Here is a 13418-nt window from a genome sequence, read left to right on the forward strand (position 1 = left end):
AGTTTCCGGGCTGTACCACCGGACTCGGGAGGCTCACTTGACCACGGACATTTCACGGCGACGGCTCTTCGCGCTCGGCGGCGGTGCACTCGGCGCCGCGGCGGCGGGATCGCTGCTTCCGCCGTCGCTGCAGGCCGCGATCGCCGCGCAGCCGGAGCACCCGGCCGGGTCCGGTGGCGTCGACGGGCTCGGAGCCATCAAACATGTGGTGATCCTGATGCAGGAGAACCGCTCCTTCGACCACTACTTCGGAACGCTCCGCGGGGTGCGCGGCTTCGGCGACCGCAACGCGGTCGAACTGCCCTCCGGCAAGCCGGTCTTCGAGCAGCCCGCCGCGTCCGGCACCTCCGTGCTGCCGTTCCCGGTGCGGGACGCCGCCGAGACGCAGAAGAAGGACCTCCAGTACATCGGCGCGCTCGACCACTCCTGGAGCGGCGGCGGCAAGGCGTGGGCCGGCGGGTGGATGAACGGCTGGGTGACCGCCAAGACGGCCGCCACCATGGCGTACTACGACCGCCGGGACATCCCGCTCCACTACGAACTGGCCGACACCTTCACCGTCTGCGACGCCTACCACTCCTCCATCCACACCTCCACCAGCCCCAACCGCAACTACCTGTGGAGCGGGAAGACGGGCTACGAGGCGAACGGCAAGCGGGCCGTCGGCAACGACGCGTACGACGAGGGCACGCACCCCGGCTACGACTGGGGCACGTACGCGGAGCGGCTGGAGAAGGCCGGGCGCAGCTGGCGCACGTACACCGAGTGGGAGAACTTCACCGACAACCAGATCGAGTTCTTCGCCACCTTCAAGGCGATCGCCCGCAAGGCGCTGGTGCGGACCGGCGGCCACACGTACATGGAGTCGTTCTACGCGGCGGTGCGGGACGCGGACGCCGCCGAGCGCGAGCGGCTGCTCGGTCTCCTCGAAGAGGGTGTCGCCACCCTGGACAAGAACGAGCGCAGCCTCTTCGAGCGCGCGCTGCGCCGGGTGGAGACCGGAACGCTGGCCGACGAGTTCGCCAAGGACGTGGCGGCGGGCACGCTGCCCGAGGTCTCCTACCTGGTGCCCTCGGCCGTCGACTCCGAGCACCCGAGCGTCTCCTCGCCGATCCACAGCGCGACGATCGTCTACAAGATCCTCGACGCGCTGGGCAGGCACCCCGATGTGTGGCGCCACACCGCCGTCCTCATCAACTACGACGAGAACGACGGCTTCTTCGACCACGTGCCGCCGCCGGTCGCGCCGGCCGAGGTGGCTGACGAGCAGTGGGAGGGTAAGCCCACCGGCCTCGGGATACGGGTGCCGCTGCTCGTCGTCTCGCCGTGGACCGTGGGCGGCTACGTCTGCTCCGAGGTCTTCGACCACACCTCCGTGGTCCGCTTCCTGGAGCGCTGGACCGGGGTGAGGGAACCGAACATCAGCGACTGGCGGCGCACCGTCACGGGCGATCTGACCTCGGCTTTCGACTTCAAGCACACGCGGCGCAGGCCCGAGGTGGAGCAGCCCGGCGCCATCCCGCCGTTCAGCGGGCGCTGGGCACCGAAGCCGCCGCTGGTGCAGCAGATGCCCGTACAGGAGCCGGGCGCGCGCCCGGCCCGTCCGCTGCCGTACCAGCCGGACGCCCAGGCCAGGCTGGTGGACGGGGCGGTGCGGGTGGCCCTCAGCAACACGGGGCGCTCGTCGGCGCACTTCGCGCTGTATCCGTACGCGGGTGAGTTCCCCGTGCCGCAGCACCGGGATGTAAGGGGCACGGCGCAATGGACGGTGCCCCTTACCGGTGCGGCGTACCGGTTCACGGTGACGGGGCCGAACGGCTTCCGGCGCGAGTTCGCCGGGCCCGCGAAGGACGGTGTCTCGGCAGGCGCCGAGGTCGCCTCGCGGGTCGACGCGCACGAGCGGGATCTGCACCTCACCCTGCGCAACACCGGCCGGACGACGCTCACCTTCACCGTGCGGCCGCTGGGGTACGTCGACGAGGCGGACCTGCGGGACTGGACCAGGACCGTCAAGGTCAGGCCGGGGCGCAGCCGTACGGTCGTGCACTCGGCTGCCGACGCACACGGCTGGTACGACCTGGCCGTCACCGTCGAAGGAGACGACGTCTTCCGGCGCAGGCTGATGGGGCACATCGAGAACGGCCGGGTGAGCGTCTCAGGCTGACCCGGTGCGCCGGCCGCGGTGATTCCTGCGTCCCTTGTGAGTAACGACACGAAAGGGACAAAGGATCACCTTCGGCTGCCAGAGTGGCGGTTCTCAGGTCATGTGTTCTTTGCGGGTATTTCATGTTTTAACACCGCGAAGAACCGCGAACCATCAGGGAGCACGTCCGTTGGCTGCCATTGCCCGCTGGTGCATCAGGCACCGTCTCATCGCCGTTCTCATCTGGCTCCTCGCCCTCGGCGGTGCGGCCACCGCGGCGGGCTTCGCGGGTTCTGCCTACTCCAACGACTACGAGGTGCCCGGTACGGAGTCCGGCCGGGCCGCCGAGCTCCTCAAGGGCGGCTTCACGGACCTCGGCGGTGACACGGACACCATCGTCTGGCACACCACGGACTCCACCGTGCGGGCCGCCGACGTCCGCCAGACGATGACCCGGACCCTGCACGCGGTCGAGGAGCTGCCCGGCGTCGGCGCCGTCACCGGGCCCTACGGGGCGTCCGGCGCCGGACAGATCAGCGAGGACGGACACACCGCCTACGCCACGGTCACCTTCGACCAGCAGTCCGAGGACATCCCGGTGCAGCAGGCCCAGGCCGTCGTCGACACCGCGCAGGCGGCCGCGGGCGACCACCTCCAGGTGGAGCTGGGCGGCTCGGCCGTCGCCCTCACCGAAGCGCCGTCCGCCCACCTCAGCGAGGCCATCGGGGTCGTCGTCGCGGCGGCCGTCCTGTTCCTCGCCTTCGGCTCGCTCGCCGCCAGCATGCTGCCCATCGCGACCGCCCTCGTCTCCGTCGGTACGGCGTACGCGGGCATCGTGCTGCTCGGCCATGTGATGACCGTCGCCGACTTCGCCCCCATGCTGGGCATGCTGATAGGGCTGGGTGTCGGCATCGACTACGCACTGTTCATCGTGACCCGGCACCGCAGAGGGCTGCGCAGAGGCATGACGGTCGCCGAGGCGGCGCAGAACGCCGTCGCGACGACCGGGCGGGCCGTCGTCTTCGCCGGGGCCACCGTCTGCATCGCGCTGCTCGGCATGCTGATCCTGCGGCTCGGCTTCCTCAACGGCGTGGCGATCGCCGCCTCGCTCACCGTCGTCCTGACCGTGGCCGCGTCCGTGACCCTGCTGCCCGCCCTGCTGTCCTTCATCGGCATGCGGGCGCTGAGCCGGCGCGAGCGCAGAAGGCTCGTCGAGCGCGGGCCGCAGCCCGAACTGACCACCGGTTTCGCCGCCCGCTGGTCCGCCTTCGTCGAACGCCACCCCAAGCTGCTCGGGGCGCTCGCCGCCGTGGTGATGCTGGTCCTCGCACTGCCCACGTTCTCCCTGCATCTGGGCACCTCCGACCAGGGCAACAACGCGAACACATCGACCACCCGGCAGGCGTACGACCTGCTGGCCGACGGATTCGGGCCCGGTGTCAACGGCCCGCTGACGATCGCCGCACAGCTCGACGGCGCGGACGACAGGCTCGCGATGGACGGCCTGCCGGACGCGCTGCGGGTCACCGACGGTGTGGCCTCCGTCGGTCCGGTCACGTACAACAACAGCGGCAACGCGGCCTTCGTCACCGTCGTACCGAAGTCGTCACCGCAGTCGCAGCAGACCAGCAGGCTCGTCGAACGGCTGCGTACGGACGTGCTCCCGCAGGCCGAGGCGAACACCTCGCTCCGGGCTCATGTGGGCGGCGTGACGGCCAGCTACGACGACTTCGCCAGGATCATCATCGGCAAACTCCCGCTCTTCGTCGGCGTCGTCATAGGGCTCGGCTGTCTGCTCCTGCTGCTGGCCTTCCGCTCGATCGGCATTCCGCTGAAGGCCGCCGCGATGAACGTGGCCGCCGTCGCCTCCTCGTTCGGGGTCGTCGTCGCGATCTTCCAGTGGGGGTGGGGAAGCGAACTGCTGGGCCTGGGAAGCTCCGGGCCCATCGAGCCGTTCCTGCCGGTCATCATGGTGTCGGTGCTCTTCGGGCTCTCCATGGACTACCAGGTGTTCCTGGTGGGGCGGATGTACGAGGAGTGGCTGGAGACCGGCGACAACCGGCGGGCGGTCCGGGTCGGCCTCGCCGAGACCAGCCGGGTGATCAACTCCGCGGCCGTGATCATGATTTCGGTCTTCCTGGCGTTCGTCCTGAGCGGGGACCGGGTCATCGCCATGTTCGGCATCGCGCTCGCCGCGGCGGTCGCCCTGGACGCCTTCGTTCTCCGTACGCTGCTGGTCCCCGCCCTGATGCATCTGCTGGGCGGGGCGAACTGGTGGCTGCCGCGCTGGCTGGACCAGCGGCTGCCGCGGATCAGCATCGAGCCTCCCGAGTGCGGCGCGCCGCATGCGAAGATCCCGCAGGCAGCGCAATCGGTGGAAGCGGAAGCCGTGCACGCCGTGCGAGCGGTGGAAGCGGTTCGAGAAGGAGCATGATGTTCGCGATATCCCTGGGCGACGACGGAGCGGAGCTGCGTCCGCTGGAGATCTGGCAGGCGGCGGAGTTCCTCGCCCATATGGACCGGGCCCGCGAGATCGTCGACCCCTGGATCCCCTTCGCCTCCTTCGCCACCGACCTGGACTCGGCGCGCGCCCTGCTCGGGCGGTACGCGCAGAAGCAGGCGGCCGACACGGGACGGCTCTACGGCATCTGGCTGGACGGCACGCTCGTCGGCGGTGTCCTGTTCCGTATCTTCGATACGGAGTCGGGCAACTGCGAGGTCGGCTGCTGGCTGGAACCGGCGGGGGAGGGGCGCGGCCTGGTCACCCGGGCGGCACGCAAGCTGATCGACTGGGCGGTGTACGAGCGCGGCATGCACCGCGTGGAGTGGGACGCGTCCGCCGCGAACACCCGCAGCATCGCCGTGGCCAAGCGGCTCGGCATGACGCGCGACGGGGTGCTGCGCGAGAACTACCTGTACCGCGGTGAGCGGCACGACTCGGAGATCTGGTCCGTACTGGCCCGGGAGTGGCGGGAACAGAAGGGCTGAGGGCGGGGGTGGGACGGCGTTAAGCGGGGGTGGGGACGGCGTTAAGGAGGTTCTCATACGGGCCGCCTAGCGTGCGGGACATGAACCCCAGAACTCCCATGAACACCACCACCCCCACCGCTCCGGCGGTTCCCGACGCCGAGGAGACCGCGGCCGGGGTGACCACTGCCGACGACGCGACGCACAACCTCGACAAGGGGGCGGCCGAAGCCGAGGGAGAGCTCACGACGGCCGACGAGGGCCTCGATGATACCGACGCCGACGACTCCGCCGCCTCCGGCTTCGAGGGCGCCGACTTCGACGACTCCGGCAAGGGGCCGTCCGGCCTCGTCCCGGCCGCCGCGGCCGTCGCCGCCGCCGGACTCGGGGTCGTCGCGCTCAGCGGGTCCTGGGCCGGCAAGGTCATCGCGGAGCGCGAGACCCTGATCGGGCAGATCAAGACCCCGAGCGGCAGTTCCGCGGCCCAGCAGATCTCCGAGATCTACGGCGACGCCTGGCACTCCACGGCGCTGGTCAACGGCCTCTTCGCGCTGCTCGCCCTGCTGGTCGGCGTCTTCGCCCTGGTCCGCCCGGCCTTCGGCGCGCCCTCCTCGCACCCGCAGCCCGGCTGGGTGCGTGCCGTCGCGGCCGCCGGCATCGCCCTCGGTGTCCTCGGTGTGCTGATATCCGTCGGCATGTACTTCGACCTCATCGTCTCCCTGCCGACCGCGGTCACCACCAAGTGAGCCGAGCGAGCCGAGTGAGTACGCACCTCCCAGCGGCCGTCTAAGGCATCCGCCCGGGCGGTCCCGGCCCGTATGCGGCAGTGTCCGCACCCGGCTAAGGCCTCCCACCCGGTGAAGATGCGGAACTCACCCGATGTGGTGGCACCCCCTGGGAGACGACAGTGGGGGCACGGCAGAAGCACTGCCGCCCCCCAGGCCCCAACAGGCCGTCGTCCTCAGGGAGAAGCACATGTACGCCCTCGAACTCCACAAGGTGCACGAGACCGAACTGCGGCGCCGGGCCGAGCAGGCGCGGCTTGTCGGGGAGGCCCGTCGTGCCCGCCGGGCCGCCCGCAGGGCCGCGCGTGAATCCGTACGCAAGGAGGCGGAGGGGCCGGTGAGTACGGACCGGAACCGGTTCGTCCACGCCGCGTAGCGGCCTTGTGGCGGCTGCGTGATGCCGGACGAACCGATTCCGGGGCCCGCACTGTCGGACCCGTATGCGATGCTCGGCGACGTGGAGACCAGGTCCGTCAGTCCCGTGTTCGTCGGCCGCGCAGGTGAATTCGCCTCCCTCGTCGATGCGCTCACCCGCGCCACCGCGCCGAGCGGCGGCGGCACCGGCGGCGAGCCGCAGGCGCTGCTCATCGGCGGCGAGGCGGGCGTCGGCAAGACCAGGCTGGTCGAGGAGTTCCTCGCGGCGGCGGTGCGCCGCGAGGCCGCCGTCGCCGTCGGCGGCTGTGTCGAGATCGGCGCCGACGGCCTGCCGTACGCCCCGTTCTCCACCGCCCTGCGCGCCCTGCGCCGCACCCTGCCCGACGAGATGGCCGCGGCCTGCTCCGGGCAGGAGGGCGAGCTGGCCCGCCTGCTCCCCGAACTCGGCGAGGCCGACCGGGACGCGACCGACGAGCACAGCACCGCCCGCCTCTTCGAACTCACCGCCAGACTCCTGGAGCGCATCTCCGCACAGCGCGCGGTCGTCCTCGTCCTGGAGGACCTGCACTGGGCCGACGCCTCCACCCGCCATCTCCTCGCCTATCTCTTCCGCACCGTGCGCAGCGGCCGCCTCGTCGTGATCGGCACCTACCGCTCCGACGACATCCACCGCCGCCACCCCCTGCGCCCCCTCCTCGCCGAGCTGGACCGGCTCCGTGCCGTCCGCCGGATCGAACTCGCCCGCTTCAACCGCGCCGAGGTCCGCCGCCAGCTCACCGGCATCCTCGCCGCCACCCCCGAGCCCGCCCTCGTGGACGAGATCTTCGAACGCTCCGACGGCAACGCCTTCTTCGTCGAGGAACTCGCCTGCTGCCTGGAGTGCGGCGACCACTCCCGGCTCTCCGACTCGCTGCGCGACCTCCTGCTGGTCCGCGTCGAAGCGCTCCCCGACGGCGCCCAGAAGATCGCCCGGATCGTCGCCGAGGGCGGCTCCACCGTCGAGTACGAACTGCTGGCCGCCGTGGCGCAACTTGCCGAGGACGAGCTCATCGAGGCGCTGCGGGCGGCCGTCGGCGCCAATCTGCTGCTCACCTCCCCCGAGGGCAACGGCTACCGCTTCCGCCACTCCCTGGTCCGGGAGGCCGTCAGCGACGACCTGCTGCCCGGCGAGCGCTCCCGGCTCAACCGGCGCTACGCACAGGCCCTGGAGGCCGACCCCACCCTCGTCCGCGCCGGTGAACGCGCCACCCGGCTCGCCAGCTACTGGTACGGCGCACACGATGCCGCCAAGGCCCTGCCCGCCGTACTGCAGGCCTCGGCCGAGACCCGCCGCCGCTACGCGTTCTCCGAGCAACTGCGCCTGCTGGAACGGGCGATGGAGCTGTGGGACGACGCCCCCGACGAGGTGCGCCGCACCCTGCGCCCCATCGACTACGCCGAGAGCTACCCGGCCTGCGGCTGCGACCCCGACACCACCCCGCTGCGCTATCTCGACCTGATGGCCGAGGCCACCGTCGCCGCCCGGTTCGGCGGCGATCGCGAACGGGCCCTGGCCATCGCCAAGAAGGCCATGCGCGTCCTGAACGGCGAGGACGACCCGCTGCGCGCCGCCTGGTTCTGGGTCCAGCGCTCACGGCTGATGCAGGACCTCGCCCGGGGCGACGGCCGGCAGGAACTGGCCAACGCCCAGGAGCTCGTCCGCGGCCTGCCCCCGTCCGCCGTGCACGCCGATGTCCTGATGAGCGTGGCTGGATGGGGCGCGCTGCACCGCCCGGGCGCCGAGACACTGCTCGCCGTCGACCGGGCCGTGGAGTACGCCAGGCTCGTCGGTGACGAGTACATCGAACTGCACGCCAGGCTCACCCGTGGCTGGCTCACCGCCGACGCGGGCGATGCCGACGAGGGTATCGCCGAGATGTACGCGGTCCGCGACCGCGCCGACGAGCTGCACCTGGTCGGCATCATGAGCCGGGCAGGCATCAACCTCCCCTCCACCCTCGAAGCCATGGGCCGCTCCCTGGAGGCTGTGGCCGCCGCGGACCACGGCATCGAGATCAGCCGCAGCCACGGCATCGCCGACATGGAGGCCTGGGTCCGCTGCAACCAGGCGACCTCGCTCTTCTCCCTCGGCCACTGGGACGAGAGCCGGACCACCACCGACGCGGCGGCCCGCGCCGCCCAGTCCGGCAAGGCGCAGGGACTCGTCGCCTCACACCGGACCGAACTGGCCCTCGCCCAGGGGGACCTGGCCGAAGCCGAGATCCAACTCGCCCTGACCCGGCGCTTCTTCGGCTCCCGCGACCCGCAGCCCCAACACCTCATCACTCCCGTGCGCCATGCCATGATGCTCGCCGTGCAGCAGGGGCGGCTCCCCGAGGCGCGGGCCGTGTTCGAGGCACAGTCGGAGCAGGGCTTCCCGCCCGGCACCCAGCGGTACGCCCTGCCGCTGCTCCATGTCGCAGCCGCCGCCGAGGCCGACTCCCGGGGGCTGCCCGCGGCCGACCCCGGTCGTCCGGCGATCCTCGCGGCCGTCCGGGCCCACCTGAAGCGGCTGCCGATGCTCGTCCCCGTCTGGGCGGCGCACGGTCTTCTGGTCGACGCCGAGCTGGCCAGGGCCGAGGGCCTCGACACCCCCGACCACTGGTCCCGCGCCGCCGCCGCCTTCGCCCCGCTCCACCGCCCGTACCAACTGGCCCAGATCCACTACCGCTGGACCGAGGCCCTGCTCATCGCCTCCGGCGACCGGTCCGCGGCCACCGCCCTGCTGCGCGACGCCCACCACACCGCCGGGCGACTCGGCGCCCGCCCGCTGACCGAGACCATCGAGCTGCTGGCGGGCCGCGCCCGCATCACCCTCACCGCGCCCGAGCGGACCGGGGCCCATGGCACCGCGCACGAGATACCGGCCGCCGTCACCGTCCCCGACCGGGACGGCACCACCGAGGAGACCGCGGACCGCGAGCAGACCGAGGACCATCTGCGCGAGGCCGCCGCGGCGGCGGTGGAGTCCTTCGGGCTGACGCGCCGCGAACAGGATGTGCACCGGCTGGTCGCCGCCGGTCACACCAATCGCCGCATCGCCGAGGAGCTCTACATATCGCCCAAGACCGCGAGCGTGCATGTCTCCAACATCCTCGCCAAGCTCGGCGTCTCCAGCCGCGGCGAGGCGGCCGCCCTGGCCCACAGGCTCCGTCTGTACCCCGCCGGGAACGCCGCCTCCTGACGCCGGAACCGCCCCCGGCGCCCCCGGCCCTCTCAGGGCCGCGCGTCCGGCCCTGCTTGGGCCGGCCCGCTCTCCGGGTCGTCCGGCGTACCCGGCCCGGACGCCATCTCCGGATCGACCGCGACCGCGTCCGGGCCGTCCGGGTCCGGCAGCGCCTCCCGGTCAGCCGCAGGGCCGCTGTCGGCCCCCGGCGCCCTGACGGTCACCTTTCCGGAGGCGAGGTCTATCGGCCCGCGCCCCGGGTCGCCGACACCGAGATCCACCCGGCTCAGCTCCAGCCGCCTCTGCTCCTCGGCGGCGTGCTTACGGCCCGGTGCGAAGAGCTCCTCGAAGAAGTTGAACACCGGCCGCACGCCCTTTCACCTGCTGTAGCCGCTACCGCACCTCCAGCACCAGGATCCTGTCGTCTCCCGGCTTCGGGGTGCCACGGGTGTCCGTGTTGTTCGTGACGAGCCAGAGCCTGTTGCCGCCCGCGGCGAGCACCGTGCGCAAACGCCCGTACCTTCCCTCCAGGAACGCCTGCGGGGGCGCCAGAGATTCCTTGTCCGGCTTGCCGGACAGTGGAATCCGCCACAGTCGCTCACCGCGCAGGCCCGCCATCCAGACCGAACCCGCGGCGAAGGCGATCCCGCTCGGGGAGGCCTCGGAGGTCTTCCACTGGGCCACGGGGTCGATGAATCCCGGCTTCTTCGCCGTGCCCTCGGCCTCCGGCCAGCCGTAGTTCCCGCCCGGCACGATCCGGTTCAGCTCGTCCCAGGTGTCCTGTCCGAATTCGGACGCCCACAGCTGCTTCTGCCCGTCCCAGGCCAGCCCCTGCACATTGCGGTGACCGTACGAATACACCACGGAGTCGGCCTCCGGATTGCCGTGCAGCGGCTGCCCGTCCGGGGTCATCCGCAGGATCTTGCCGGCCAGCGACCTCTTGTCCTGCGCGAGCCCGGTGTCCCCCGTCTCACCGGTGCCCGCGTACAGCATGCGGTCCGGGCCGAACGCGATCCGCCCGCCGTTGTGGATCGTGCCCTTCGGGATGCCCCGCAGAATCGTGTCCGGTGCACCCAGCAGCTGTCCGGGCGTCGTGCCGTTCTCGTCGTACTGCATGCGCGCGATGCGGTTGTCGGACGCGGTCGTGAAATACGCGTACACGAAATGGTCCGAGCCGTACGTGGGTGAGACTGCGATGCCCAGCAGCCCGCCCTCCCCGTCGGGCGCCACCCCGGGCACGGAGCCCAGCAGGGTCTTCCTGCCGCTCTTCTGGTCGATCCGGGTGATCGTGCCCCGGTCGCGCGAGGACACCAGCAGATCGCCGTCGGGCAGCTGCGCCAGCCCCCACGGCGAGTCGAGACCCTCGGTGAGGGTGGAGACCACCTTCACCGAGCCCTTCGCGGGCGGCAGGGCGACCGACGGGGACGGGGCGGCCGACGGGCCCGAGGCGGCGGGGGAGGGCCGGGCAGGCGTCGTGCCGCCGCCTGCCGTGGTGCCGGAACCGTCCTCCGAGGAGCACCCGGCCGTCAGCAGCAGCGTGCCCGCCGCCAGCGCGGCCACCGCCCCGCGGCGCACGCCCCGGCGCCGTCCCGCGCGGCCCGCGGGGCCTCGTACATCTCCAGCATCTTTGAACAGAACACCGCGCACAGCATCGATCCCTTCGACGGCGACCCGACCACTGTTCGTTCTTACACCGCGGCCCCGCTCAGGGTTCCCGACGCCGCCAACTTTCTCGGCCGCCGACCACGCGGACAACGCCTGCGCTCAGTCCCACGACCCCCGCGCCGCGGGCAGCCGGGCGATCTCCGCCAGGTCCTGCGCGGTCAGCGTCAGCCCGGCCGCCCCCGCGTTCTCCACCGCCCACCGCTCCCGCTTGGTCCCCGGCACCGGTACCACATGCGGCCCCTGCCGCAGTACCCAGGCCAGCGCCACCTGCGCCGTACTCGCCCCGTGCCGCTCGGCGATCCGCCGCAGCCCGACCACCACCGGCTGGTTCGCCGCCATCATCTCGGCCGTGAACCGCGGATGCCTGGCCCGCAGATCCTCCGGCTCGAAACCCTGACCCGGGGTCAGGGTTCCCGTCAGATAGCCGTTCCCCAGCGGCATCGCCGCCAGCAGCCCGACTCCCCGCGCCGAGCACCACGGAAGCAGCGATTCCAGCGCGTCCGGCGACCAGACCGAGAGCTCCGCCTGGACCGCGCTCACGGGGAAGACCTGCTGCACCCGCTCCAGCTGACGGATCGTTTCGTCGTACATCCGCGCCCCCGGCCGGCGCGAGGCCCGCGCCCCGACCGCACAGAGTCCGAGCGCCCGCACTTTCCCGGCGCTCACCAGCTCCGCCATCGCGCCCCAGGTCTCCTCCACCGGCACCTCGGGATCGGCCCGGTGCAGCTGGTACAGATCGATCACCTCGGTCTGCAGCCGCCGCAGCGAGGCGTCACAGGCCCGCCGCACATAGCCGGGGCGGCCGTTGGCGACGATGTGCTGATCGCCCACCAGCAGCCCGCACTTGGTGGAGACGAACGCATCGGACCTGCGGCCCTTCAGCGCCCGGCCCACCAGCAGCTCGTTGGTGAAGGGGCCGTACATGTCGGCCGTGTCGAGCAGTTGGACGCCCGCGTCCAGCGCCGCGTGCACCGCGCGCAACGCACGGTCACCGCGCTGCTGCGACGCGCTGTACGCCCAGCTCATCGGCATGCAGCCGAGCCCGACCGCACCCACGGCGAGTGCCGCCGCACCGAGACTCCTGCGCTCCAACTCCCCTGACCCTCCCTAAGGTCCCGTGACCACGAGACCTCGGCCCCGCAGTCACGGGACCACACAGCACCCCAAAGTAGCCTCTGCCGCCCACCGCCCTTGCCCGGCCTCCCGGGGATTAGCCTCCTGACCGTGACTTCGACCAAGACGCCCGACGTATGGCTGCCGCTTCCCGCCGAGGAGATCGAAGGACTCCCCGAGGGTCTCAACTACCTTTTCTGGGACGGCGCGCAGGACTATCCCGCCGATCCGGCCGACTGCGCCTTCTACGTCGTGCCGTACATGAAGGGCCCCGAGGTCGCGGTCCGTCCGCTTGCCGGCATGACGGCCGTGCGGATCGTGCAGACGCTCTCCGCGGGCATCGACCACATCGAGCCGGGGCTCGGACTGCTGCCCGTCGGGGTTCGGCTGTGCAATGCCAGGGGAGTCCACGAGGCGTCGACCTCGGAGCTCGCCCTCACCCTGATCCTCGCCTTCCTGCGCGGCCTTCCCGGGTTCGTCCGGGGCCAGGACGAGGAGGAGTGGCGGAGCGGCTTCTACCCCGCGCTCGCCGACAAGTCCGTGCTGATCGTGGGGTACGGATCGATCGGCGCCGCCATCGAGGACCGGCTCGCGCCCTTCGAGTGTGCGCGGGTGGCGCGCGTCGCGCGCTCTGCACGGGCAACAGCACGCGGCCCCGTACACGCACTCGACGAACTGCCCGCACTGCTGCCCGAGGCCGATGTCGTCGTGCTGTCCACCCCGCTGAACGCGTCCACACAAGGGCTGGTGGGCGCGGAGTTCCTCGCCGCGATGCGGGACGGAGCGCTGCTCGTGAACGTCGCGCGCGGCGGTGTCGTCGACACCGGGTCGCTGCTGCTCGAACTCGAGTCCGGCCGGCTGCGTGCCGCCCTCGATGTCACCGATCCGGAACCGCTGCCTTCCGGCCATCCGCTCTGGCATGCTCCGAATATCCTGATCACTCCTCATGTGGGCGGCAGCACCTCGGCGTTCCTGCCGCGCGCCCGACGGCTGGTGGCAGGGCAGCTGAGCCGCTTCGCCGCGGGGGAGCCGGTGCACAACGTCGTGCGCACCACCGGCTGACCACGCTGCGGGTCCACGCGACTGCGTACCGTACCGACAAGACCCTTGATCGTCACGGAGAGTAGACAAGCTATGTCCCTGCGTGACCGGTCTGGTGTATCGT

General features: G+C 71.6%; 10 protein-coding genes. 7 read left to right on the plus strand and 3 right to left on the minus strand.

Going from position 1 to position 13418, the window contains the following annotated elements; genetic code table 11:
* Window positions 1-37: 37 nt before the first annotated feature.
* From OG507_RS28540 to OG507_RS28565, 6 genes are all read left to right on the plus strand, one after another.
* Entirely contained in the window at window positions 38-2164 is a 2127-nt protein-coding gene (locus OG507_RS28540) for a phosphocholine-specific phospholipase C (RefSeq protein WP_327370011.1), read from the plus strand.
* Window positions 2165-2333: 169 nt separating this feature from the next.
* Window positions 2334-4577 carry an MMPL family transporter gene (locus OG507_RS28545; RefSeq protein ID WP_327370012.1) on the plus strand — a complete coding sequence of 748 codons (2244 nt, stop codon included), beginning with the start codon at window positions 2334-2336 and terminating at the stop codon, window positions 4575-4577.
* The gene (locus tag OG507_RS28550; protein WP_327372134.1) at window positions 4577-5131 is read left to right on the plus strand and encodes a GNAT family N-acetyltransferase; all 555 of its coding nucleotides are present in this window, start codon (window positions 4577-4579) and stop codon (window positions 5129-5131) included. Before OG507_RS28545 ends, OG507_RS28550 begins: the two co-directional genes overlap by 1 nt.
* 80 nt (window positions 5132-5211) lie before the next feature.
* The gene (locus OG507_RS28555; protein ID WP_327370013.1) at window positions 5212-5856 is read left to right on the plus strand and encodes a hypothetical protein; all 645 of its coding nucleotides are present in this window, start codon (window positions 5212-5214) and stop codon (window positions 5854-5856) included.
* Window positions 5857-6085: 229 nt separating this feature from the next.
* The gene (locus OG507_RS28560) at window positions 6086-6271 is read left to right on the plus strand and encodes a hypothetical protein (RefSeq protein ID WP_327370014.1); all 186 of its coding nucleotides are present in this window, start codon (window positions 6086-6088) and stop codon (window positions 6269-6271) included.
* Between the two features lie 69 nt (window positions 6272-6340).
* Window positions 6341-9493: a helix-turn-helix transcriptional regulator gene (locus tag OG507_RS28565; protein ID WP_327372135.1), complete on the plus strand. Its 3153-nt coding sequence runs from the start codon at window positions 6341-6343 to the stop codon at window positions 9491-9493.
* Between the two features lie 32 nt (window positions 9494-9525).
* On the opposite strand, the gene OG507_RS28570 is transcribed toward OG507_RS28565, so the two are convergent.
* From OG507_RS28570 to OG507_RS28580, 3 genes are all read right to left on the minus strand, one after another.
* Window positions 9526-9846, minus strand: coding sequence for a DUF6191 domain-containing protein (locus tag OG507_RS28570; RefSeq protein ID WP_442811034.1), 321 nt, complete (start codon window positions 9844-9846; stop codon window positions 9526-9528).
* Between the two features lie 22 nt (window positions 9847-9868).
* Window positions 9869-11035, minus strand: a complete 1167-nt coding sequence (locus OG507_RS28575) for a PQQ-dependent sugar dehydrogenase (protein WP_327372137.1) — start codon at window positions 11033-11035, stop codon at window positions 9869-9871.
* Between the two features lie 204 nt (window positions 11036-11239).
* The gene (locus OG507_RS28580) at window positions 11240-12196 is read right to left on the minus strand and encodes an aldo/keto reductase (protein ID WP_327372138.1); all 957 of its coding nucleotides are present in this window, start codon (window positions 12194-12196) and stop codon (window positions 11240-11242) included.
* 168 nt (window positions 12197-12364) lie between these two features.
* On the opposite strand from OG507_RS28580, the gene OG507_RS28585 reads away from it, so the two are divergent.
* The gene (locus OG507_RS28585; RefSeq protein ID WP_327370015.1) at window positions 12365-13315 is read left to right on the plus strand and encodes a 2-hydroxyacid dehydrogenase; all 951 of its coding nucleotides are present in this window, start codon (window positions 12365-12367) and stop codon (window positions 13313-13315) included.
* Window positions 13316-13418 lie beyond the last annotated feature (103 nt).

Source organism: Streptomyces sp. NBC_01217 (assembly GCF_035994185.1).
Classification (GTDB): Bacteria; Actinomycetota; Actinomycetes; order Streptomycetales; family Streptomycetaceae; genus Streptomyces.

Excerpts from the sequence above, each read along its gene's own strand:
- OG507_RS28565 (WP_327372135.1), top strand. The coding sequence starts at position 6,341 with ATGCTCGGCGACGTGGAGACCAGGTCCGTCAGTCCCGTGTTCGTCGGC.
- OG507_RS28550 (WP_327372134.1), top strand. The coding sequence starts at position 4,577 with ATGTTCGCGATATCCCTGGGCGACGACGGAGCGGAGCTGCGTCCGCTG.
- OG507_RS28555 (WP_327370013.1), top strand. The coding sequence starts at position 5,212 with ATGAACCCCAGAACTCCCATGAACACCACCACCCCCACCGCTCCGGCG.
- OG507_RS28560 (WP_327370014.1), top strand. The coding sequence starts at position 6,086 with ATGTACGCCCTCGAACTCCACAAGGTGCACGAGACCGAACTGCGGCGC.